This is a genomic window from Methanolobus bombayensis (genome assembly GCF_017873415.1).
GTDB lineage: Archaea > Halobacteriota > Methanosarcinia > Methanosarcinales > Methanosarcinaceae > Methanolobus > Methanolobus bombayensis.
Map to the genome: position 1 here is coordinate 261,155 of NZ_JAGGKD010000003.1, position 23,117 is coordinate 284,271.

Here is a 23,117-nt window from a genome sequence, read left to right on the forward strand (position 1 = left end):
GATTAAAATGAATATTTCAAAAATTAAGGAAAGAATAAAAGTACCACTTCTGGTACTTATTTTAATTACTGCGGTCGTTGCAGGTTCTCTTTGCATTGACCAGGATGATAGCGGAACAGATACCGTTGAATCTGGAAGTCATCTGAATTGTGTACTTGCACAGGGTCCTTCCGATTCACTTGACCCCGCAAGCAAATGGGTAGGATGGTATGTGCGTGAATTCGGCATATACGAGACACTTTTCAGTTACGATGAAAATATGGTACTTCAACCTGAACTTGCCACAGGTTACGAGCAGGTTTCTGATACCGAATGGAAAATAATACTCAGGGATGGGGTCAAATTCCATGATGGTACTATCATGGATGCAGATTCGGTTGTATATTCCCTTAAAAGGGTGCTTAACTCTGAAAACTCAAGAAAGAGCGAATACGATTTCATCGACTCCATTACAAGTGAATCAGCAAACACAATCACAATTACAACAAAATATCCATATGCACCTACCATTGCAAGTCTGACAGACCCTATAATGTCAATTGTCAGCCCCGAAGCAGATGACATTAAAAACTCACCGGTTGGAACCGGACCTTTCAAGTTCAAGAGCTATGAGCGTGAAGTCAGCATCAGTCTGCAAAAATTCGATGACTACTGGAATGGTGCTTCTGAAATTGATACTATAGATGCATATATTGTAGGTGATGGTATGACCCGTCTTTTCATGCTCGAAAGTGGAGACGCTGATATCTCCAGATACATACCACAATCCGAGGTTTCAAATATTGAAAGCAACGAGGACTTTGAGATCACATCCAAAGAAACTCTCAGATCATATTTCCTCTACATCAACATGAACAAGGAACCATTCAACGATGTGAATTTCAGACAGGCAATGAACCATGCAATTGATCGTCAGCAGATCGTTGACGTTGCTCTGGAAGGAATTGGAGGAACACCTGCAGAAAGTGTATTCCCTTCAGTATCTCAGTGGTCAATTAACGATGAACTTGAAGTCATTGAGAGAAATGAAACAATGGTGAAAGAACTACTTGCAGAAGCAGGTCTGGAAGATATAGACAATGATGGCTATCTCGAGTATAACGGAGAGGACTTTGAGATCAGCATTTACACCTATACAAGCCGTCCGCAACTTAAACCATCTGCTGAGGTAATTGTGACCCAGTTCGAATCAGTTGGACTGAAAACAAGTCTGACCACCATGGAAGGCAGTGCCATAGAAGCAAAGATGGTCGAAGGAGATTATGACCTTGCCCTCTATGCATGGGGAGTCGCTCCAACAGGTGACCCGGACTACTTCTTCAGCAAGCATTTCTATTCTAGCGGAACTGAGGCACAGAAAACTGGATACTCTAACGAACAGGTAGACCAGTGGATTGATGATGCCAAGAAAAGCTCTGATGAGGATCTCAGGAAAGAATACTACGACAATGTCCAGAGACAGATCCTGGAAGACTGCCCGGAGATATACATATTCTACCAGAATGCAATCACCGGATACGATACCAAAGTGGGAGGTTACAAGGAATACCCAAATGAAATCACGATCCTGACAAAGGACATCTATCTCAATGAATAATGTTCCGGGAAATCCGGAACACTACTTTTTCAGATATTATAAAAGAGGTGATTAATATGGAAACAAAAGAAGTTATTCAGAATTATTGGGATTACAGGAGTGATACTTACAACTCTTTTGTCGTTGACCAGTCAGATGAGGAAAGAAATACATGGATGACAATTTTGTCCGAAGCAATGGACAACAGAGATAGTCTGAAAGTACTTGATGTTGGAACCGGACCCGGATTTCTGGCGCTTATATGTGCTGAAATGGGGCATAATGTCACAGCTGTAGACCTGTCAGAGAATATGGTCAAAAAGGCAAAAGAAAATGCACTGAAGAGATCACTTGAAATTGATGTCATGCAGGGTGATGCAGAGAATCTTGAACTACCCGACAGTCATTTTGATGTGGTTATGAACAAATATCTTCTCTGGACACTACCAGAACCAGGTAAGGCACTGATGGAATGGAAGAGAATCCTTAAACAGGGAGGAATGATCATTGCCATAGATGGTGACTGGCATAACGATGGCATTCTGAGCAAAACACTAAGAAAGATTTCAAATGCCATAAAAGTGATCAGGGAAACAAAATATCCACGCATCTACAACAAGCATTATGATCCACTCAAAAAAGAGCTACCTCTTTTCAGTCTAAAACCTGATGAAGTAAAACGCTATTTTAAGGAAGCAGGTTTTGAAGATGTTAACATTGAAAGGATTGAGAATCCCTATATTTCCGGGAAGAAGAGGACGTGGAGAGATAAGCTGAACCTTTCTGAGCCTGTGTACATGATAAAGGCCAGAAAACAGTAAGAAACAAAACAGGAATAAAAGAGGAGCATATTTGATCGAGTTCATTGTCAGAAGAGTATTACTCCTGATACCGGTCCTTACATTGATATCAGCAGTCAGTTTCGGGATAATCTATATAACACCCGGAGATACTGCAAAGAATGCACTCATGAGCCCTTCAGGTGGTGCAAACGAGAAAGCCGTTGAGGAATTCAGGATACAACAGGGACTTGACAAGCCTATTCATATACAGTATCTCACATGGATGGGAAAAGTGCTCCATGGGGACCTTGGATATTCCTATATGACCAATGAAGGAGTGAGCGATGCAATACTCCGGACATTCGGAGCAACACTGAAGCTTGCAATCGTAAGCATGTTGATATCACTTTTAATTGCAATTCCTGCAGGGATAATAGCAGCCTTGAAACACGGCACTATCATCGATGACTTATTCAGGTTCACAGCTCTGTTCGGTGTTTCCATGCCAAACTTCTGGCAGGCATACATAATGATAATCGTATTCGCACTGTTCCTGAAAGTACTACCGTCCTCAGGTTACGGAAGTGGTGACCTGTCACATATAATACTACCTGCCATCACCCTTGGAACAGGCTATGCAGCAGTGACCATGAGACTCATGAGAGCAAGCATGCTTGACGTGCTCAGACAGGATTACATCAGAGCTGCAAGGGCAAAGGGACTGCCGGAATATCTCGTAATATCCAGGCATGCGTTGAAGAACTCCCTTATACCAGTAGTTACCATGGCAGGACTTAATTTCGGATATCTTCTTAATGGTTCAGTGATCGTGGAAACCATATTTTCATGGCCCGGACTTGGAAAACTAATCGTTTCATCCATACTTACCAAGGATTATCCCATGATACAGGGTTGTATCCTGTTCATAGCTGTCATTTTCGTGCTGATCAATTTCGCTGTTGATTTATCCTACGCATACCTTAACCCGAGGATCAGATATGAGACCCGCAATTAAAAAACACAGTGCAGGTATCATACTCAGCTTTGTAATTCTTACAATATTATTTATCGTGGCACTATTTGCCGGATATATTGCACCACATGACCCGGAAGAAGCAAATCTTGAGAAGAGACTTCAGGAACCATCCGCAGAATATCCTTTTGGAACCGACCACCTTGGACGCTGTATCTTAAGCCGGATTATATTCGGGTCAAGAATATCACTATCAGTTGGCCTGCTGGTTGTATCTTCATCTCTTTTATTCGGAATGACCGTCGGCACTATTTCAGGATACTATGGAGGGATTCTGGATGAGATTATTATGCGTATAGTTGATACGTTCCTTGCATTCCCCGGACTGCTGCTGGCACTTGGCATATCGGGACTTTTCGGTGCAGGGTTCACCAATATGGTCATCGCTCTTATAATAGTGGAGTGGACAGGTTATGCACGACTTGCAAGAAGCTCTGTAATAGATGTAAAAGAACATGATTATGTCACAGCTTCCAGAGGTCTTGGAGCAAAGGATTCACACATAATTATACAGCACATAATTCCAAACATAATGTCACCACTCATAGTCATGGCAACCATAGGAATGGGATATGCAATACTTGCATCTGCAGGACTCAGTTTTCTTGGTTTTGGAATCCAGCCACCAACTCCCGAATGGGGATCCATGCTTACTGATGGAAGAGAATACATCCGCTCCGCACCTTATATAATGATCTTCCCAGGTATTGCTATTATGGCGACAGTTCTTGCATTCAACTATCTGGGTGACAGCCTGAGAGATATTCTTGATCCCAGAAAAAACAGAAGTTCTGAACTATAACACTATTTTAAAAAAACTCGAACAAAAACATATCAATTGCAGGAATACTAATGGTCATACAGAAGGCTAAAGCATCAACTGGAAACTATTTTTCACGGATAAAGGAGTTCACACCAAACGCAAGGATGTTCCTTTCATATGTGTTCATGATTTCCCTAAACCTTGGAGTGTATAAGGTAATCTTTAATCTCTACATCCTGAGGCTTGGATATTCAGAAGATTTTCTTGGGCTGATATTATCATTAACATCAATAGCCACCGGTGTCTTCTCAATCCCTGCAGCTATGATATGTGACCGCATAGGAAGAAAAAGAACACTTCTGTTATCATGTTTACTGCTTACTATTTCCCTTGTATTCCTTTATAACACAGCAATAAAAGAACTCCTGATGTTTTTCAGTATACTTTACGGAGCATCATCTGCATTGAATATTGTAACAGGTTCGACGTTCATGCTGGAAAATTCGAAGCCTTTTGAAAGGATGCACCTGTTTTCAATGTATCAGTTACTCTATACCGGTGCTACAATGGCTGGAAATCTAGTAGGAGGTGCTTTTCCTGCTATACTGGCAAAAGTGACTGCAATGGACGCCAGTGGTTCACTTGCATACCGAATCACACTAATGCTGTCACTGTTGACAATAATGGTCTCTTTTTTGCCATTACTTAAAATAAAAGAGGAAAAAACCGTTGTCCACCGTAAAAAGCGTTCATACATCTTCAGCAGTCTTCTGAAATCACAAAATGTGTTGAAAATGATTGTAGTATACATCTTTTTCGGACTGGGATGGGGACTTGCACTTCCCTATTTTAATGTATACCTTGACGTGATAATCAATGCTGGTTCTGATGAAATAGGATTCATTTTCTCCCTTGCGGAAATTCTTATGATGATAGCGCTTTTGTTCCTTCCGGGATTTACTGAGAGTTTTGGAAAAATAAGAGTAGCATCTATTGTCCAGATATTATCCATACCTTTTCTTTTGATGTTCATATCAAGTCCGGTTTTGTATATAGTAGGATTTGCCTACATTATGAGGTCAACCCTGATGAATCTAGCAAATCCAATATTAAATAACTTCAAACTTGAAATTGTCAGTGAAGAAGAAAGAGCAACAATGAACAGTATTGCCTGGATGACGTGTTATGTGTTTGTTGGCGTGGGAACATATGCAGGTGGCTATATACTAGCTTCAGGCAATTACAGGTTACCTTTCATTATTACCTGTGGGATGTACGCAGCAGCTGCCATACTGAACTTCATATTCTTTGACAAACTTGAAAAGAACATGACAGCTACATGAAATGTCAGAACTCAATGCCAACATATATAATTCTCAAAAAGAAGATTTAAACATAGAGAATGAAAGACTGACCAGGAAGAATATTAAACAAATAATGTCAGAGAACAAACACATAATCAAAAGCCTGAATGATAAGATCAAATCCGGAAATGAGGTTGCTGAAGACATTCGTTACCTTCTTGAAAGAGACTACCGCAGAGATAGTGCAATCCGTTTTGTAGCTGACCATTACAGACTGGATAAAAATGAGAGATACATACTGGGACGTACTGTATTTTCCAAAAAAATAGCCAGCTCTCGCAAAGGAAAGAAACTTAACTTTAGCGATTTGAAAAGTCGAAAAGTACTCATAGATGGTTATAACGTTCTTATTACACTGGAAAGCCTGATTGACGGAGAAGAGGTATGGTTAGCAGATGATTCGTTCCTACGGGACACAAGAGGAGTATTCAAAAATCATACTAATGGCAATAATACATTCAAAGCTGTTGAAGAAATGCTGGATTTCATCCGGAACTCAAATACTGAAAGTGCTGAAGTACTACTTGATACTCAGATGAAGAACAGCGGAGAACTTGCAGCATTCATCAGGAAACGCATGGATGAACTATTGATCACTGGTGATGCAAAAACATCAAAACATGTGGACTATGACCTGAAAAACTGTGATTCAGATTATGTGGTGGCTACAGCAGATGGTGTAATTATTGATGCTGTGGAAAATGTTGTGGATATTCCAGGTTGTATTTTCAGCAGTTCCAACCGTTAACTTGCAGGCAAGAGTTCTAATAGTTCATAATACCTAGAAATAAAGGAAGGAATATGAAAAAACTGGGAATTATTGTAACTGATCCGCATGACTGGACAGCTCAAGCTCTTATTCAGGAAGCGGAAAAAAGAGGATTTGAAACATTTTTTCCTGATCTGATGCAACTCGAAACATCCATTGGCAGGAGTGTAAGCCACAGAGCAGGAGATGTCTGTTTATCAGAACTGGATGCAATTATTATCAGGGACATGGGACCTGGAAAGAATGATGCACATATATTTCGGTTTGATGCATTGAGAGAACTCGAGCAAAGCGGCGTGCTTATAATAAATTCTCCAGTTGCCATACAAAATGCTGCCAACAAGTTCTACGCAAGCTGTCTGATGGCAGGAGCCGGAATACCTGCACCTGAAACTTTTGTAACTCAGGAAGCAGAAAAGGCTATTGAAATCATTGAAAAACTTGAGGATGTAATTATAAAACCTGTATTCGGATACAAAGGGATTGGCATTCAACGTATTAAGAAGGGAACTGTTCTTGCACCAGATGGAAATAAAATGAAAACATCTCCAATAGAACTAATACATCAAATAATAGATGAAAAAGGAATGCTTTATATACAGGAGTTCATAGAAAACTCAGGACAGGATATTCGCGCATTTGTTGTTGACGGCAAAATAACAGGGGCTATTTACAGAAAAGCACCTGAGGGGTGGTGGCTGAACAATCTGAGTCAGGGCGGTACTCCAGTAGCCTGTGAACTTACAGCAGAGCAGAAAAAAATGTGTATCGATGCTTCAAAGGCCATTGGGGCCATATATGCAGGTGTTGACTTTATTGAAAGTGACAATGGATATTTCATCCTTGAAATAAACGCCACACCTTCAGGAGCAGGCATCTATAAATCCCTGAATATCAATGTTGCAGAGCATATCATAACTGCCATAGAAAGCAGACTTATAAAAACGGGGCATCAAAATGACTGAATACAAACAATGCATTGTTATAAGGGACGATCTTAAACTATCCAAAGGTAAACTTGCCGTTCAGGTTGCGCATGCAGCAGTCTCTGCTTCAGAGTGGGCTGAACGTTCTGCATTTGATAAGTGGAAGGAAGGCGGGCAGAAAAAAGTGGTTCTGAGAGTTCCGACATTAAAAGACCTCTTTGAACTGAAAGAAGTTGCAAGAAGACAGGGGCTTCCAACTGCACTAATACAGGATGCAGGACTGACCCAGATTGCTCCGGGAACTGTAACTGTACTGGGCATAGGACCTGCAAAAGTAGATGACATTGATAAAGTGACAGGAAATTTAAAACTCCTCTAAGTCATAGAGTAATACATTGTATTTGGGGGTTTGGCATGAAAAATGAGAAAAAAACGCAGATTCTTGAACTTATCATGGTAGTTTTTTTGCTATCAGGTATCATGTTAAGCTCCGGCTGTATTTCAGAGTCTATGAATAAAGTCGAGGGAATTTTCAAGCCTTCATCAGTAACTCTGTTCCAGAACGAAAATTATTACCAGATAGAACCCAGTGAACTAACTGTACCGATAGTTCCTGATCAGGATGTGTCTGTTTATGAAGAGAGTCCTGACCAGTTGACTGAAAAGATGCCTGGTTTTGAATTGTCAAGTTCCTATTATTACACCGAGTTCATAGAGGGAAATGAAGCCGTGATCAGTGTAATTATACACAACATGGGAAATACACCAATATACATTTATGAATTCGGTTTTTTGGTAAGTGAAGAGAACGAAATGGTACTCCATGAAGCAGGAGTTACTATAGAACCCGATGATAAGGCTCGTGTAGGTATATTATCAATTGACATAAGCCGGGAAGCCACACAAATGGAACTGGAACCCCGTATATCACTCCTTGTTCAAACTGAATCGGGAAAGTGGCATGATTACAGAACTCAGAAATTCGAAGAAATCACAATAGAAGTTAGCCCGGAAATGGAAACACAGAATCCTGATTACTCAAATAATCCCGAACAGATGTTCAATCAGGTTAATGAAAAAGTAGATCCTTACGATGTCCAGGTCCGCACCATGGCAGCGGCTTCAGCAAAGAAATATCCCGGTCAATACAATATATACCAGATATGTCACCTTTTTGATGACACTAAAGAAAACATACAATACATAAGCGACCCCAGAGGGAAAGACCTGTGGTCAACTCCCGGAGAAACGATGACTGTCGGAGCCGGAGACTGTGATGACTATGCCATCCTGCTTGCCTCACTGATAGAAGCAATCGGAGGAACTTCAAGAGTCTACCTTACAGATACGCATGCATTTGCAGCAGCATATATTGGGAATGATACTGAGATCATGGCAGATGCCATCAGTAATTATTACGGACCGGTGCCGATATACTATACTACGGACGAATATGGTTGCTGGCTTATGCTGGACCCCACATCCAGTATCTATGCAGGAGGGCTTCCAGGAGGAACAGCACCAACAGATACGGGATGGACTTTTCTTAATACAAGTACTGTCACTGTGATTGACATTGCTCCGGACTTAGGATGATAATTAATGATACCAATAATACCTGAAATTGAAAAAAAAATGGGAATAGACCTTTATTGCACACATACCGAAGGTATAGGTGGTGTACTCAGGCAGGAGCCTGAAGATTTTATTGTCAAAGAGATCACAAACCGTGAAGAAGGCGATAGTGGTAAGAACCTGATACTTGAACTCACAAAAACCAACTGGGATACACACCATCTTGTAAGGGATATGTCCCGTAAACTTGGTATCAGCCAGAAGAGAATCGGTTTTGCCGGCACCAAGGATAAAAGGGCTAAAACTACCCAGAAGATCAGTATTTATGACATGTCCGAAGAGGATATTGAGAATTTTTACATTAAAGATGTAGAGCTTAAAGTCATAGGAAGATCTGACAGATCCATAGGTCTTGGAGACCTTTACGGAAATGAGTTTATCATTACAGTGAGGGACATTGATGCTAGCCCTGATGAACTCAAAAAAATATTAAATGAAATTACCGATGAGATACTGAAATTCAGAGGAGTTCCTAACTTTTTCGGAGTTCAGAGATTCGGAGCTGTCAGACCTGTCACCCACATGGTTGGAGAACAGTTACTTAAAGGGGACATAGAAAAAGCTGCTCTGATATACATTGCAAGATCATTCCCTGATGAGACAGATGATGTGAAAGAAGCAAGAGATTATGTATGGGAAACAAAGGATTTTGCAGAAGGACTCAAAATATATCCTCTCCGGCTCAGGTATGAGAGAGCCATGATGCACTACCTGATTGAGAACCCGGGAGACTATGCAGGATCTTTCAGTGTACTTTCACGTAATATCAGTAAGATGTTCATCCACGCTTATCAATCCTACATGTTCAACCGTATAATATGCAAAAGGATCGAACAGGGACTCCCACTTGACAAGGCTGTCAAAGGGGACATTGTTTGTTTCAAGAACAAAGAGGGCCTACCTGATACAGCTAAACTGCAAAAAGCAACGGAAGATAATGTAAGCGGAATGAACAATCTTCTGAAAAGAGGAAGGGCATTTGTGACAGGCCCTCTTATTGGATACAAGAGCGAATTTGCTTCGGATGAGCCAGGAGAACTTGAGCTTGCTGTTTTCAGTGAAACAGGATTTAAGACAGATGATTTCAAAATAAAAGATATCCCGAAAATTGATTCAAAAGGACTTCGCAGGGAAATATTACTTCATTGTGAGCCGGGATTTGAAACGGCAGAAGATGAGCTGAATCCCGGAAAAAGCAAAGCTACAATAAAGTTCTCTCTCCCGAAAGGAAGCTATGCAACAACGGTCCTCAGGGAATACATGAAAACAGATCCTTTAAAAATGAGTTAAGCCCATTGCAACTGTGGGCCTTTTATCTTTCCAATAATCAAAAATAAATTATTGTTTAATTTTTCAGGTTTTCAATTCTCATTCATTTGATCATAGACTCAATGAAAGCCTTAAATGGTGGTGAAGGTCTTCCAGGCCTGGATTTGAATTCCGGGTGGAACTGTGATGCAAAAAAGAACTTTTTACCGGGTATCTCAGCAATCTCCATTCTGTTCCTGTTCTTACCTGAAAATACCATTCCTTTTGCCTCTATCTTTTCAACATAGTTAGGATTGACCTCATACCTGTGTCTGTGACGTTCAACTATACTGGACTGACCATATATTTTCTCTGCGAGTGAGCCTGGTCTAAGAGCCGCATCATAGTCACCAAGGCGCATTGTTGCACCCATATCAACCACATTCTCCTGTTCAGGTAAGATGTCTATTACAGGATAAGGTGTGTTCTCATCGAATTCCGAGCTGTTAGCACCCTCAAGACCTGCAACATTTCTTGCAAACTCGATAACAGATAACTGCATTCCAAGACATAGACCAAGATATGGGATATCATTCTCCCTTGCATACTGGATAGCCCTGATCTTGCCCTCGGTTCCTCTTTCACCAAAACCTCCTGGTACAAGGATTCCATCGTATTCAGAGAGTGAAGAGACCATTTCAGGATGGTCTTCAAAGGTCTCAGCGTTTATCCAGCAAACTTCATAGTTGACACCACATTCAATTGAAGCATGTTTGATAGATGCGCTTATACTCAGATATGAATCTTCAAGATGAGTATATTTTCCAACAATCCCTATCTTCACATCACCTTTAAGATGATGCATTCTGTCAACCATCTTTGACCAGGACTTGTCCTCTGATCCGGTAGAGGTAAGCTCAAGATGTTTCATAAGGAAATCAGTAAGACCTTCTTTTTCAAGCATAAGAGGGACTTCATAAATATCATCTGCATCGTGAGCACTGATAACAGCTTCTTCTGAAACATCACAGAAAAGAGATATCTTTGAGATAGTGCCTTCAAGCAGAGGTTCAGGACATCTGGTTACTATAATATTAGGTTTCAGGCCAAGTTCTCTTAACTCTTTTACCGAATGCTGTGTTGGCTTTGTTTTCTGGTCACCCTGCGGATCCATTGGTACAAGTGTCACATGAACAAAAGCAAGATTCTCTTTTGGCTCCTCCCGGTACATCTGTCTTACAGCTTCAAGGAATGGCATACTTTCAATGTCACCAACAGTACCGCCAACTTCTATAAGACAGACATCCGCACCACTTTTTGCAGCAACTCTTCGGATGCGCTCCTTAATCTCATTTGTGATATGAGGGATAATCTGGACGGTCTTTCCAAGGTATTCTCCTCTGCGTTCTTTGGAAATAACAGACTCGTAGACCTTGCCTGTTGTCAGATTATGCTCCCGTGTCAGTTCAGTATCAAGGAAGCGCTCATAATTTCCAAGATCAAGGTCCACTTCACCTCCGTCTTTCAGGACAAAGACCTCTCCGTGCTGGAAAGGGCTCATAGTACCTGCATCAATATTGATATAGGGGTCGATCTTAATGGCTGTGACCTTGTAGCCTTTATTCTTAAGATTACGTCCTATTGAAGCAGTGGTTATTCCTTTTCCAAGACCACTCATTACACCGCCGGTAACTATGATATATTTCATATTATTCACCTTGATTATCTTTTAGATTTAGGAAGTCTCAATAATAGATAAGCCATCAGAAATGTCAGCATGATCGAATAGAGAACAGAATTGTAGAAACTAAAGAATTGTTCAAGATCAAGCGACAATATAAATGAAACGAATAAAGCAGCTAATAACAGTAAAATGATAATTTTCAGTATCCTACCTGAATATGGAGAAATTGCCTCAAAGGTTGAACCGAGCATTTCCATTGATATGGAAGGAATCTGCGCACTCCAGTGATCTTCACCGAAAATGGAAGAAGATTTTGATGACCTGGATGATCCTGATGATTTTGATTTGGATTTTGTTGATTGAACAGCAGGTTTGTAAAGTGATTCATCTACATCCACTGAAAAACCGGTCTCATTGGGACCCGGGTTTCCGAGATTTAAATTGAAACCCTGTCTTTTTGAACCATACCCTACAGTAATATATACTTCTCCTTTTGTGTAGAGTCTGCCATCGTACGGGATACGTGCTATCAGAGGAATGTATTCCTCGTGCTTAACATAAGGATTGTCTTCAAGAACAGTGATATTCTCTCTCAGGGAGTCGCTTACAGAAAGGTTGACATGGGTTGGAGCGCCATAATTGATCAGCACAACTTCAAAACTGCGTTCCTCACCGGGAGACAAAGGTAACTCGACACTATCTGTGTCGAATTCAATAGAATTTACTCCAAGTCTGTTAATGTGAACCTGCTGCAATTGAATGTCCTCACAGTTTCATTCCCTGAGATCAGGTGGAAGCATATTCGGAATGCCTTCTTCTATGGGATAGTATTCATCGCAGGCAGAACAATACAAGGTGCCCGAAATAACCTCATTGTCGTCCTCTTTTTCGATGTTCAGGACAAGGTCCCCTTTGCAGATGGGACAAGCAAGAATATCCATAAGGTCCTTTTTCATTCGATCACCACCTTTCAATACGTTACAATAAATATAAGGTTTTTCTATCACCTGAACTACCAAAATAGAACCTGTTTGCCAGAAAATATCATGCCTCAAGAGATAGTTTAATTTATAACCTGAAATGTACAATAACCCATGTTTTCCATTTTTATGAAGGTACTCGATTTTGCTGTCCCTATCCTTATTATGATATTCGTGGGATTATTCGGAACAGGTATTCTCATAGAACTTGGATTCATGCAAAAATTTGCGGGTATTGTCAGGCCTCTTTTCAAATATACAAATCTTCCTGATACCTGTGCTTCGGCATTTCTGGTTGCTCTGGGGTCCACAGTAGCTGCCAATGGAATGGTTGTTAACTTTAAGGAAAGCGGATGTATAAATGAAAAAGAAACAATGCTCTGTGCCTTACTTAACAGCACGCCTGCCTATGTCAGGGAAATTATCACCTATCAGATACCAATAGTTCTACCGGCACTTGGTCCCATAGTTGGTGGGTTCTATGTGATGGTTTTCATAATCACAGCCATTGTAAAAGTAGGTACAGTAATATTACTAAGCAGGATATTCCTGGATAAGAATGACTGTGTCTATTCAGAGAACGTTTCAGAGAAGAGAGTTTCTCTGAAAGATGCTATAAAGAAATCATTGAAACGTAATCGCAGGCTTTTCACAAAAATCGCCGTTATATATCTTTCAATGACAACGCTGGTATTCATACTTAGAGAAAATGGTGCTTTTGAAATATTCAATGTGCTTCCTCTTGCTGAAATATTTGGAATACCATCAGAAAGCATTGTTCCCCTGACAAGCTATGTTGCAAGCCCGATTCTTGGAATTTCACTGCTTGGACCAATGATAAGCAACAATGGTATTTCCTATATCCAAGCCATGATCGTACTTATGCTTGGAAGTATGTTCATGCTTCCGATATTCAGTGTCAGGACACTCCTGCCCAGGTATGTGTCTATTTTCGGACCTCGCATCGGTGTCAGAATTGTTGCTTTTTCCACCGGGATGAGTATATTGGTTCGTTTCTGCTTTCTCATAATATTACTTACAATTGCAAGTTGAACTCTAATTTTTATTAGATATTCCCTATTCCGGGTTGGAACATTTTTTTATTAATATATAACAAGAAATATTATATAGTAGCCGCAATATACATAAATTGCATAATTTGCACAGGCTGTATTTTTTAGCCAGATGGAATATTATAATTTGGTTTACAAAATTACTATTTAAGTAAAAGTAATTAATGAACAATAAATTAATATATTATATAATATACTATATAATAACGTAGAAATACAATCCATATTCTACTGATATTGCGTGCAAATTTTGCACATGTTATGCAACACCAAACATGGGAGATATGAACAAATGGTAAAAGTAATGATTGTGGATGATGCTGCCTTCATGCGCATGGTCATCAAAGACATATTAACAAAAAATGGTCATGAAGTGGTTGCCGAATGTGTTGACGGGCTTGATGCCGTAAACAAATATCCGGAAGTTAAACCGGAACTGGTCTTCATGGATATTGTTATGCCAAACATGGAAGGAATAGATGCACTTAAGAAGATCATGGAGATGGATCCTGGTGCAAAAGTTGTCATGTGTTCATCCATAGGACAGCAGTCAGTTGTCACAGATGCACTCAAAACAGGAGCACTTGACTTTATAGTTAAGCCTTTTGATGCAGCAAAGGTTCTCGAAGTAATTGGAAAAGTAATGTAACATGACTATAAATGCACTTGTAGTCGATGACTCCGCACTCATGCGAAAGGTCGTCTCGGATATCCTGAAACAAGACCCGGAAATAAACGTAATAGCTACGGCCAGGAACGGTCTTGAAGCTGTTGAAAAGGTCGAACAGTTCAGGCCGGATGTGGTGACCTTGGATATTGAGATGCCTGTACTTGACGGATTGCACGCTCTTGGATATATCATGAGTGAGTGCCCTACTCCAGTAGTCATGTTAACGGCGGTCGACTCCAGGTCTGCGGAAAGTACACTAAATGCATTCGAATATGGGGCAGTAGACTTTATACAAAAACCTTCGGGAAATATCAGTGTAAACATTGAGGACATCGCCGACAATATTCGCAAAAAAGTAAAGATGGCATCAAAAGTGGATCTGAAGAAACTAGGATTCATGGAAGAACACGTGAAAATTTCACGTGAGAAGAAGAGCAAACCATTGCCATCCAAACCAAAGAGAAGAGTTGCTACAAAGAGTGCGGTTCATCATGCAAATGGTAAGATCGTTGCCATAGCATCCTCTACAGGTGGTCCTCGTGCTCTTGAACAGGTAGTTCCTAAATTACCAGGGAACCTGAAAGTTCCCGTAGTGATCGTCCAGCACATGCCTGCCGGATTTACTGCATCACTGGCACAGAGATTAGACGGACAGTCTGCATTAACGGTCACCGAAGCAAAAGAAGGAGACGTACTTCATCCGGGACATGTCTACCTTGCGCCGGGAAATTATCACATGGAGATCAAATCCACTGAAAAAGGTGGAATTTACCATGAGGTAGTAACACTTAATCAAAAACCCCGTGAACAGGGGGTCAGGCCCTGTGCAAACATCCTTTTCAGATCACTTGTACCAATCTACGGAGCTAACATAGTCTCAGCGATCCTGACCGGAATGGGAGCTGACGGTGCCGATGGTGTGGAAGAGATAAAGAAAGCAGGAGGAAAAGTAATCACTGAAGATGAACGGTCATGTGTGGTATATGGTATGCCAAAAGCAGTCGTTCAGAGAGGACTTGCAGACAGCATTGTACCTCTGGAGAAAGTCTCCTCCGAAATAGTACGAATGCTGAATTCATCCGGTGATTAAAATGTGTTTGGAAAATGTGAAGATCAGTATGATCTCAGGGTTGGTGTGACCATGGATATGTCAGAATACAAAGAAATATTTAAAGCAGAATCAGAAGAACATCTGCAACAGCTTAACGATTCATTACTGGGACTTGAACAGAATCCCAATGAACTTGAATACATCAATACAATGTTCCGTTCTGCACATACCTTGAAAGGAATGTCAGCAACGATGGGTTTTAACACCATTTCAGAACTCACTCATGAAATGGAAAACCTGATGGACATGGTAAGAAAATCGCAGGTAGAAGTGAGCAACAGTTTAATAGATATTCTGTTTGAATGCCTTGACACCCTCGAGGCACTTGTTGAAACCGTAGATAGTGAAGAAGAAGTGGACATTGGTCATCTTCAGGCAACACTTACACAGGCTATGGAAGGTTCAATGCCTGTGCAGGACATTAAAGGATCAGTAGCTTCAAGCATAGATACTATTGAAAATGAGATAAGTAAGGAAATACCAGAGGTACCTGAAGCAGAAGAAAACGAATCAAAGCCAGAGATTGTCCCTGTTGCAGATGATATAGAGTTATCTGATAATGATAAAAAAGCAATAAAGGAAGCTGTTAACGAAGGAAATCGTATTGTTTCAATGAAAGTAATCCTGGACGAATCTTGTGTTCTGAAGTCTGCAAGGTCAACTCTTGTACTTATCAATGTTTCCAAGATGGGAGAAATAATAAAGTGTGTCCCTACGGAAGCAGAGCTTGAAGACGAGAAATTCGATCTTGACTTTACTGTAATATTTGCAACTAAATCTGCTGATGAAGATATAGTTGGCACAATAAAGAAGATATCGGAGATCAAGGACGTAATTCCTTCAACAATTGCAGAAAGTGATGGTAAACAGGAAGCAAAGAAAGAAAATGAAGAGAAGGAAGACTCAGAAGCTAAGAAAAGCAATTCAGCTGTAAAAAGACCTGATGCTGTCAAGAGCATTCAGAGTGTCAGGGTCAATATAGAGCGTCTTGATAATCTGATGAACCTTGTTGGAGAACTTATTATCAATAAGATCCGACTTAACCAGCTTGCTTCCGATCTTAATGCAAAGGATCTGGACGAATCACTTGCAAACCTTGACCGCCTTACCAATGAGATCCAGACCGAAGTAATGGAATCAAGAATGGTTCCTATCGACCAGATATTCAGCAGATTCCCGAGAATGGTCAGGGATCTTGCAAAGTCCGAAGGTAAGCAGATCAATCTTATTATTGAAGGTAAGGAAATCGAACTTGACAGGACAGTGCTGGACGAGATAGGTGACCCATTGGTACACCTGCTCAGAAATGCTGTAGACCACGGTATCGAATCCGAGAAAGAACGTAAGGAACTGGGTAAACCTCCGGCAGGTATGGTTAGACTGGCGGCTTCACGTCAGAGAAACAGTGTACTAATTGAGGTTGAGGATGACGGTAAGGGAATGGATCCCGCTCATCTTAGAGATATAGCTGTAAAGAAAGGCATTATGACAAGAGATGAGGTTGACAAATTATCTGACAATGATGCCCTGAACCTGATATTTATGCCTGGTTTCAGCGGAGCTAAGGTCGTTACCGACATTTCAGGAAGAGGTGTCGGAATGGATGCTGTCAAGACAAAGATTGAAGCACTTGGTGGAAGCGTAAAGATCAGTTCCGTGGTAGGCCAGGGCAGTATAATGAAACTACAACTGCCACTTACAGTTGCCATCATTCAATCACTCATGGTCACTGTGACCGGTGAAACATACGCAATACCTCTGGGTAATGTGATCCGTGATGTAGGAATAAAAGCCAGTGACATAAAAACAATAGAAGGAAAAGAAGTGATCATGCTCAGGGGTGAAGTACTACCACTGTTAAGACTGCATGATGTACTTGAATGTCCTACTGAAGAGGAAGAAAAACAGAATCTCATTGTTGTGGTTGTTGAAAAGATGGGAAGCAACATAGGATTGGTAGTTGACGAACTCCTCGGTCAGCAGGAAGTAATCATCAAATCACTTGATAATAAACTTTTGAAAAACATGAAAGGATTTGCAGGTGCGACTATACTTGGAGATGGAAGTGTCGCACTGATCCTTGATATTGCTACATTGATCTAAAATGAGGGAATAATATGGCGGAAATGGACGAGATGGCAAAAGGAGCATTTCAGGAGGCTGGAAACATTGGAATGGGACATCTGGCCACATCACTTTCTAAAATGGTGAACAGGGATGTGAAAATAGACATTCCTGTGGTTGAAATGCTCAGCCTTGATGACATAATAGCAAAAAGCAATGTAGAAGGGAAAAATAAGAGTGTTGTTGGAATACATCTTCATATTACAGGAGACGTATCCGGAGGAACGCTCATACTACTTCCAAAATTCTCTGCACTGTCTTTTTCAGATCTTCTTATGAAAAAGCCAATAGGAACAACAAATAAAATTGAAGAACAACAGGTTAAAAAACTCCGTGAAATGGGAGTAAATCTCTGTAGTGCCTACATGCGTGTTGTCAATGAATTCCTGGGAATAAATCTCAGCATTGGAGATCCAAGCATGGAAGTCAACCTGGAAGGTGTAGGTGACTTCATTCAGAAAGAGATTGGAGAACTTGCCGATGAATTCATCGTTGTAAAAGGTGAATGTCTGATACCTTCTACAAACTCAAAGAACGAATTTAACATGCTTTTCGAACCCGGAGCTACAGATATAATTATGGCAGCTATCATGAAGAAGATGATGGGATAAAATGAACATTGCCCATTTTGCTCTGGATATAGGAACAAGAACTGTTGTGGGACTTGTCACAGAAGATGGGGACCTCAACATAAAAGCTGCATGTGTTAAAGAGCACAATGAGCGCAGCATGCAGGATGGGCAGATCCATGATGTCGAAAAGGTTGCAAAAGTTGTAGATGAGGTCAGAAAAGATCTGGAAAAACAAACAGGATCAAAATTATCCAAAGTAGCAGTGGCCGTTGCAGGCAGAGCACTTAAGACATCCAAGGTAAAAGTTTCAGTTGAGATGCCTTACAGGGAAATTAGCCGTGAGGACATTTCTGAACTGGAATTTGAAGCTGTTGCAAGAGCTGGCAATCAACTTGGTAGTGGAAAGGGTTTTAATTGTGTTGGTTACTCGGTTATAAGCTACGAACTTGATGGAGAAGGTATTTCCAATATAGTCGGACAAAAAGGAAGTTCGGTTTCTGTGGAAGTGCTTGCTACTTTTCTTCCGGAAGCTGTTATCAGCAGTATGTTTGCCGTACTTGACAGATGTGGCCTTGAAGCATCAAGTGTTACACTTGAACCAATAGCAGCTCTTAATGTCGCTATTCCCTCTGATATGCGCAAACTCAATATTGCGCTTGTAGATATCGGCGCCGGAACATCTGATATTGCCATTACGGATAATGGAACAGTGATAGGCTATGGAATGGTCCCTGAGGCAGGGGATGAAATTACTGATTTTATCTGTGACTATTATCTTGTTGATTTCAAGAAAGGAGAAAACATCAAACGTTCCCTGAACGATATGGAAATGATCGAGCTGGAAGATATTTTTGGTGTTACAACTGAAATACCGGTAAGCCAGGTAATTAGTGATATTGAAGCTGAAATTGACAAACTGTCACAGCATATTGCTGAAGAGATCCTTACAATTAATAACAAAAAACCGAGTGCTGTGGCTCTGGTCGGAGGTGGATCACAAACCGCAGGACTTAAAGAACATTTATCGAAACATCTTGATATACCAGTACAGAGAATCGGGTCACGTCTTCCAAAGCAGATAGAAGGACTGGCTGATGGCACCGGAATGGTCAACGGTGCAGACATGATAACTCCACTTGGCATAGCACGCATGGCTATCCTTGATGAAGGAATCGAATTTATTGAACTGAATGTCAATGGTCTGGAAATACACCTGATGGACATAAACGGTCTTTCTGTCATGGATGCACTTGTGGCTGCAAAGGTCACACGCCTTTATCCGCGTCCTGGTATGGCCCTTAGCCTTACTGTCAATTCAGATTTCAGGACAGTTGAAGGTGACATGGGAGTGCATGCAAAGATACTGCTTAATGGAAAGAAAGCAAGTCTTGGAGATCCGGTAATAAATGGTTCTTCCATTGAATTCACAGCACCTGTTGACGGTAAAGATGCACATCTTAAAGTGAAAGACCTCATGGAGATCGAGGGAACAAAAAGCGTGCACAGGATAAATGTCAATGGAAACGAGAAAGAGTTCAGACCTTTTATCAGTATCAATGGCAAACCAGCATCTTTTGAAGATACAATACCTGACAGATCAGAGGTGATAATCCGTGCACCAAATCTTGAAGACGTACTTGAGATGGAATACGGACACGAAGAAAATGAAATGATCTCTGTGACCGTGAACAATAAACCAAGGTATCTGAACAGGATAAATTACACATTCAGATTGAATGGCGATGTAGTGGAGAGAGATAAGCTTCATGAATGTCATGTAAGTGATGATGACATAATTATTATTGAAAAATCAGTGTTTGAATACAGAATAGAAAACGTTCTTGGCAAACCTGAAGAAGGCAAAAGGATCAGTGTACTTCTCAATGGTGATGAAGTTACATTCGACGGATCAGTGCCCCAAATTGTCCTCAATGGAAAAAGGGCATCTCTTTTTGATAAGATAAATGATGGAGATAACATCATATTTAAAATGGGGGAGGATGCGGACCCGATACTTTCGGATCTGTTCGAATTTATGGATATTAAAAAGGAAGAACTTGTTGGCAAGAGAATGAGACTTCTTGTGAACAATGTTCCGGCCAGATTTACAACCCCACTGAGGGATGGAAACAATGTGACAATAGAATTTGCAGAGGTATAAAAAATGTTAAAACCTGTTGAGAAAAAAGATGATGAGTACTACCAGACACTGAAAAACCTTATCCAGAAAAATCTTGGATTCAACTCAAACCAGTACAAGGATTCTCACTTTAAAAGGAGGATAGATGTCAGATTGCGCGCAACAAATACCAGTACATACAAAGAGTATGTGGAATTGCTGCAAAGTGATCGAAACGAATATCCTGAGCTTATGGAAACACTGACAGTTAATGTTACCAACTTCTTCAGGAATCCTGAAGTCTATGATATTGTAGAAAAGGAAATACTTCCAGCCATCATCAAATCGAAAACAGGTGGCCTGCGTTCCATAAGAATATGGAGTGCCGGATGTTCCATCGGTGTTGAAGCATATTCCCTGGCCATGCTTTTCCATAACTTACTTGGAAAAGAATTCGGCAAATATAACATCAAGATAACCGGAACAGACATTGATAGAGAAAGTCTTCTAAAAGCCCAGAGTGGCGTTTATTCTGAAGCAGAAATGAAAGATGTAAGACCTGCTTTCCTTAAAAAATATTTTACAAAAGAAGAAGGTAAATACCTCATTTCAGATGAACTCAAGAAGATTACTCAATTTAAAAAGCAGGATTTAATATCAGGTCCGAAAATGAGCGGATTTGATGCTGTATTCTGTAGAAATGTCACAATTTACTTCCAGAAAGAATTGCAGGAGCAACTCTATATGGACTTTTACAACGCCCTTGGAAAAGACGGATTCTTTGTGATGGGTAAGACAGAGACACTTATAGGACCGTCAAAAGACAAATTCAAATCATACAATTCCAAGGAGAGAATCTACCAGAAATGATGTTGATGAACTAAAAGCAAGCATCTTATACTTAATTAGGGAGTCTACAAATGAAATATAAGATATCAAACCTGACCGAAATGCAGGTGAGTGCCTTAAGGGAAATTGTGAACATTGGAGTTGGGAACGCTGTTACCTCGCTTTCAAAAATGATAGAAACAGGAGTTAAGATAGAGGTTCCTGATTTTAAAGTAGAGTTGATCGAAGATGTTCCGGAGGTGCTGGGAGGACCTGCTAATGTTGTATCAGGCGTCATCATGCAGGTCACAGGTGATATCGACGGCTACATCATAATGATGCTTCCTGAAGAAGCAGCCCGGACAATTTGTGAAATAATAACACATGAAGAGAACACGGATATTCTGACTCCTATAAACCAATCACTGATTGAAGAAGTCGGACATATCCTGGCAGGCTCGTATGTAAGTTCATTGTCTGATTTTCTGAGTCTGAATATTAAGATTTCAACACCAATGCAGACATTTGACATGCTCGGTGCCATCATAGACCATATATTGATCGAAATGAGCCAGAAAGTAGAGTATGCACTTCTTTTTGACACATTGTTCATACTCCAGGGCGATAGAACAGATGGATTTTTCCTTACGATGTTCGATCCTGATTCCATGGATACTATAATCGGGCGTGTTGATAAAATGATCTGACAGGAGAGATATGAATGAATATAGTACTTGATAAGTTCTACTATGATGCACTGAATGAAGTGGGAAACATAGGAATGGGGAATGCAACAACCGCACTATCACAGCTTGTAAGCAAGAGGATAGAGGTTAGTGGCTCGTCCCTGACTTTGCTTAAAGCCAAGGATATTGCCGAGAACCAGAATGATGAGAGGGTCGGAGCTATAGTCAGAGTAATGGGGGATATGAATGGAGGATTCATACTTGTTCTTGGCAAGAAACAATCTGAAATTCTGGCTGATATGCTTCTTGAAGATAGTTCCGGTGAAGATACTTACATGAAAATATCAGCTTTTATTGAAGTTGCTAATATACTTGCAGGTAGTTACTATAATTCACTCTCAAAATTCCTTAATCTTTCAATAATACCTTCAATACCCACAATATCTGAAGGTGATTCAGATGAGATATTCGAAAAAGCAAAAAAACATATGAGCGGTAAGATAGACCATATCTTTGGCCTGACAACATTATTTGAGATCCATGGTGAGGATGAGTACCACAGTTTGAGCGGAGATATGTACATGCTCCTGGATACAGCTTCTTTGCAGTCAATTATCGACAGGATAGAAGAGATGCGTACGAGATAAATATGATAATAGTGGGAATGGCTGACAGCGCTGTTGTAAAAAAACCTGAAAAGCTCACCACCCTCGGCCTGGGATCCTGTGTGGGTATTTCATTATATGATAAAAGTACAGGTGTTGGCGGCATGGTGCATATTATGCTTCCAAGCATAGAGAGTGCAAGATCAAAGGAAAACATTGCAAAATTTGCAGATACAGGTATCCCTTCACTTGTTGATGACATGGTGGATGCAGGTGCATATAAACATCGCACCACTGCCAAAATAGCTGGTGGTGCAAGCATGTTCTCATTCAATTCAAATACCCAGCTCAATATTGGGGAAAGAAACGTAACAGCTACTAAAAATACATTGGATGGACTGAAAATACCCATTGTTGCTGAAGATACCGGACAGAACTATGGACGTACTATTGTGCTTGACACTGAAAACGGAGAACTTACTGTCAAGAGCGCACTTAAAGGTATAAAAATATATTAATATATACAGCGTAATAATATATCAAATGGATGAATAATAGGTGACAGCAGG

General features: G+C 40.5%; 23 protein-coding genes. 20 read left to right on the forward strand and 3 right to left on the reverse strand.

Features of this window, described 5'->3' with window-relative positions:
• The first annotated feature begins 7 nt into the window (after window positions 1–7).
• From J2746_RS05285 to truD, 10 genes are read left to right on the forward strand one after another with little or no spacing between them, the layout of a single operon-like run.
• A complete protein-coding gene (locus J2746_RS05285; RefSeq protein ID WP_209617334.1) occupies window positions 8–1,597 on the forward strand; it encodes an ABC transporter substrate-binding protein in 1,590 nt (529 codons plus the stop codon).
• A 56-nt stretch (window positions 1,598–1,653) separates the two neighbouring features.
• Window positions 1,654–2,397 carry a class I SAM-dependent methyltransferase gene (locus tag J2746_RS05290; RefSeq protein WP_209617337.1) on the forward strand — a complete coding sequence of 248 codons (744 nt, stop codon included), beginning with the start codon at window positions 1,654–1,656 and terminating at the stop codon, window positions 2,395–2,397.
• A 31-nt stretch (window positions 2,398–2,428) separates the two neighbouring features.
• Window positions 2,429–3,373, forward strand: coding sequence for a nickel ABC transporter permease (gene nikB / locus J2746_RS05295; RefSeq protein WP_209617339.1), 945 nt, complete (start codon window positions 2,429–2,431; stop codon window positions 3,371–3,373).
• Window positions 3,357–4,193 carry a nickel transporter permease gene (nikC, locus tag J2746_RS05300; RefSeq protein ID WP_209617340.1) on the forward strand — a complete coding sequence of 279 codons (837 nt, stop codon included), beginning with the start codon at window positions 3,357–3,359 and terminating at the stop codon, window positions 4,191–4,193. Before nikB ends, nikC begins: the two co-directional genes overlap by 17 nt.
• 50 nt (window positions 4,194–4,243) lie before the next feature.
• Window positions 4,244–5,497 carry an MFS transporter gene (locus J2746_RS05305; protein WP_209617341.1) on the forward strand — a complete coding sequence of 418 codons (1,254 nt, stop codon included), beginning with the start codon at window positions 4,244–4,246 and terminating at the stop codon, window positions 5,495–5,497.
• 1 nt (window position 5,498) lies between these two features.
• On the forward strand, window positions 5,499–6,266 hold the full coding sequence (locus tag J2746_RS05310; RefSeq protein ID WP_245249994.1) for a DUF434 domain-containing protein: 768 nt from the start codon (window positions 5,499–5,501) through the stop codon (window positions 6,264–6,266).
• 53 nt (window positions 6,267–6,319) lie between these two features.
• On the forward strand, window positions 6,320–7,252 hold the full coding sequence (mptN, locus tag J2746_RS05315) for a tetrahydromethanopterin:alpha-L-glutamate ligase (protein WP_209617342.1): 933 nt from the start codon (window positions 6,320–6,322) through the stop codon (window positions 7,250–7,252).
• Window positions 7,245–7,592: a peptidyl-tRNA hydrolase Pth2 gene (pth2, locus tag J2746_RS05320; protein WP_209617343.1), complete on the forward strand. Its 348-nt coding sequence runs from the start codon at window positions 7,245–7,247 to the stop codon at window positions 7,590–7,592. The genes mptN and pth2 overlap by 8 nt, the downstream gene beginning before the upstream one ends.
• A gap of 35 nt (window positions 7,593–7,627) precedes the next feature.
• Window positions 7,628–8,809, forward strand: coding sequence for a transglutaminase-like domain-containing protein (locus J2746_RS05325; RefSeq protein WP_209617344.1), 1,182 nt, complete (start codon window positions 7,628–7,630; stop codon window positions 8,807–8,809).
• A gap of 6 nt (window positions 8,810–8,815) precedes the next feature.
• Window positions 8,816–10,138 (forward strand): tRNA pseudouridine(13) synthase TruD, encoded by a 1,323-nt coding sequence (truD, locus tag J2746_RS05330; RefSeq protein ID WP_209617345.1) that lies wholly within the window; start codon window positions 8,816–8,818, stop codon window positions 10,136–10,138.
• 82 nt (window positions 10,139–10,220) lie between these two features.
• On the opposite strand, the gene pyrG is transcribed toward truD, so the two are convergent.
• Genes pyrG through J2746_RS05345 form a run of 3 tightly spaced genes read right to left on the reverse strand, consistent with a single transcriptional unit; the run spans window position 10,221 to window position 12,736 of the window.
• On the reverse strand, window positions 10,221–11,804 hold the full coding sequence (gene pyrG, locus J2746_RS05335; protein ID WP_209617346.1) for a glutamine hydrolyzing CTP synthase: 1,584 nt from the start codon (window positions 11,802–11,804) through the stop codon (window positions 10,221–10,223).
• A gap of 14 nt (window positions 11,805–11,818) precedes the next feature.
• Window positions 11,819–12,535, reverse strand: a complete 717-nt coding sequence (locus J2746_RS05340; protein ID WP_209617349.1) for a DUF7524 family protein — start codon at window positions 12,533–12,535, stop codon at window positions 11,819–11,821.
• Window positions 12,536–12,553: 18 nt separating this feature from the next.
• A complete protein-coding gene (locus tag J2746_RS05345; protein ID WP_209617352.1) occupies window positions 12,554–12,736 on the reverse strand; it encodes a methytransferase partner Trm112 in 183 nt (60 codons plus the stop codon).
• Between the two features lie 138 nt (window positions 12,737–12,874).
• Between J2746_RS05345 and J2746_RS05350 the strand changes: the two genes are divergently transcribed.
• The 10 genes from J2746_RS05350 (at window position 12,875) to J2746_RS05395 (ending at window position 23,066) form a co-directional block, all read left to right on the forward strand.
• Window positions 12,875–13,813: a nucleoside recognition domain-containing protein gene (locus J2746_RS05350; protein WP_209617354.1), complete on the forward strand. Its 939-nt coding sequence runs from the start codon at window positions 12,875–12,877 to the stop codon at window positions 13,811–13,813.
• A gap of 312 nt (window positions 13,814–14,125) precedes the next feature.
• Window positions 14,126–14,482 carry a response regulator gene (locus tag J2746_RS05355; protein ID WP_209617357.1) on the forward strand — a complete coding sequence of 119 codons (357 nt, stop codon included), beginning with the start codon at window positions 14,126–14,128 and terminating at the stop codon, window positions 14,480–14,482.
• Between the two features lies 1 nt (window position 14,483).
• Window positions 14,484–15,593, forward strand: coding sequence for a protein-glutamate methylesterase/protein-glutamine glutaminase (locus J2746_RS05360; protein ID WP_209617360.1), 1,110 nt, complete (start codon window positions 14,484–14,486; stop codon window positions 15,591–15,593).
• Between the two features lie 51 nt (window positions 15,594–15,644).
• On the forward strand, window positions 15,645–17,717 hold the full coding sequence (locus tag J2746_RS05365) for a chemotaxis protein CheW (protein WP_209617568.1): 2,073 nt from the start codon (window positions 15,645–15,647) through the stop codon (window positions 17,715–17,717).
• A 14-nt stretch (window positions 17,718–17,731) separates the two neighbouring features.
• The gene (locus J2746_RS05370) at window positions 17,732–18,349 is read left to right on the forward strand and encodes a chemotaxis protein CheC (RefSeq protein WP_209617363.1); all 618 of its coding nucleotides are present in this window, start codon (window positions 17,732–17,734) and stop codon (window positions 18,347–18,349) included.
• A 1-nt stretch (window position 18,350) separates the two neighbouring features.
• Entirely contained in the window at window positions 18,351–20,471 is a 2,121-nt protein-coding gene (locus tag J2746_RS05375; RefSeq protein WP_209617366.1) for a cell division protein FtsA, read from the forward strand.
• Between the two features lie 3 nt (window positions 20,472–20,474).
• On the forward strand, window positions 20,475–21,299 hold the full coding sequence (locus J2746_RS05380) for a CheR family methyltransferase (protein WP_209617369.1): 825 nt from the start codon (window positions 20,475–20,477) through the stop codon (window positions 21,297–21,299).
• Between the two features lie 50 nt (window positions 21,300–21,349).
• Complete coding sequence (locus tag J2746_RS05385; protein WP_209617372.1) at window positions 21,350–21,964, forward strand: chemotaxis protein CheC; 615 nt, start codon at window positions 21,350–21,352, stop codon at window positions 21,962–21,964.
• A 14-nt stretch (window positions 21,965–21,978) separates the two neighbouring features.
• On the forward strand, window positions 21,979–22,590 hold the full coding sequence (locus tag J2746_RS05390; protein WP_209617374.1) for a chemotaxis protein CheC: 612 nt from the start codon (window positions 21,979–21,981) through the stop codon (window positions 22,588–22,590).
• 2 nt (window positions 22,591–22,592) lie between these two features.
• Complete coding sequence (locus tag J2746_RS05395) at window positions 22,593–23,066, forward strand: chemotaxis protein CheD (RefSeq protein ID WP_209617377.1); 474 nt, start codon at window positions 22,593–22,595, stop codon at window positions 23,064–23,066.
• Window positions 23,067–23,117: the final 51 nt, after the last annotated feature.

Bases quoted from the DNA above. Each gene is read 5' to 3' on its own strand.
- J2746_RS05365 (WP_209617568.1), top strand. From the start codon at position 15,645: ATGGATATGTCAGAATACAAAGAAATATTTAAAGCAGAATCAGAAGAA.
- truD (WP_209617345.1), top strand. From the start codon at position 8,816: ATGATACCAATAATACCTGAAATTGAAAAAAAAATGGGAATAGACCTT.
- J2746_RS05385 (WP_209617372.1), top strand. From the start codon at position 21,350: ATGAAATATAAGATATCAAACCTGACCGAAATGCAGGTGAGTGCCTTA.
- J2746_RS05285 (WP_209617334.1), top strand. From the start codon at position 8: ATGAATATTTCAAAAATTAAGGAAAGAATAAAAGTACCACTTCTGGTA.
- nikC (WP_209617340.1), top strand. From the start codon at position 3,357: ATGAGACCCGCAATTAAAAAACACAGTGCAGGTATCATACTCAGCTTT.
- J2746_RS05390 (WP_209617374.1), top strand. From the start codon at position 21,979: ATGAATATAGTACTTGATAAGTTCTACTATGATGCACTGAATGAAGTG.
- J2746_RS05375 (WP_209617366.1), top strand. From the start codon at position 18,351: ATGAACATTGCCCATTTTGCTCTGGATATAGGAACAAGAACTGTTGTG.
- J2746_RS05345 (WP_209617352.1), bottom strand. From the start codon at position 12,736: ATGAAAAAGGACCTTATGGATATTCTTGCTTGTCCCATCTGCAAAGGG.
- J2746_RS05395 (WP_209617377.1), top strand. From the start codon at position 22,593: ATGATAATAGTGGGAATGGCTGACAGCGCTGTTGTAAAAAAACCTGAA.
- pyrG (WP_209617346.1), bottom strand. From the start codon at position 11,804: ATGAAATATATCATAGTTACCGGCGGTGTAATGAGTGGTCTTGGAAAA.
- J2746_RS05370 (WP_209617363.1), top strand. From the start codon at position 17,732: ATGGCGGAAATGGACGAGATGGCAAAAGGAGCATTTCAGGAGGCTGGA.
- J2746_RS05325 (WP_209617344.1), top strand. From the start codon at position 7,628: ATGAAAAATGAGAAAAAAACGCAGATTCTTGAACTTATCATGGTAGTT.
- pth2 (WP_209617343.1), top strand. From the start codon at position 7,245: ATGACTGAATACAAACAATGCATTGTTATAAGGGACGATCTTAAACTA.
- mptN (WP_209617342.1), top strand. From the start codon at position 6,320: ATGAAAAAACTGGGAATTATTGTAACTGATCCGCATGACTGGACAGCT.
- J2746_RS05360 (WP_209617360.1), top strand. From the start codon at position 14,484: ATGACTATAAATGCACTTGTAGTCGATGACTCCGCACTCATGCGAAAG.
- J2746_RS05380 (WP_209617369.1), top strand. From the start codon at position 20,475: ATGTTAAAACCTGTTGAGAAAAAAGATGATGAGTACTACCAGACACTG.
- J2746_RS05305 (WP_209617341.1), top strand. From the start codon at position 4,244: ATGGTCATACAGAAGGCTAAAGCATCAACTGGAAACTATTTTTCACGG.
- J2746_RS05350 (WP_209617354.1), top strand. From the start codon at position 12,875: ATGTTTTCCATTTTTATGAAGGTACTCGATTTTGCTGTCCCTATCCTT.
- J2746_RS05355 (WP_209617357.1), top strand. From the start codon at position 14,126: ATGGTAAAAGTAATGATTGTGGATGATGCTGCCTTCATGCGCATGGTC.
- J2746_RS05290 (WP_209617337.1), top strand. From the start codon at position 1,654: ATGGAAACAAAAGAAGTTATTCAGAATTATTGGGATTACAGGAGTGAT.
- J2746_RS05310 (WP_245249994.1), top strand. From the start codon at position 5,499: ATGTCAGAACTCAATGCCAACATATATAATTCTCAAAAAGAAGATTTA.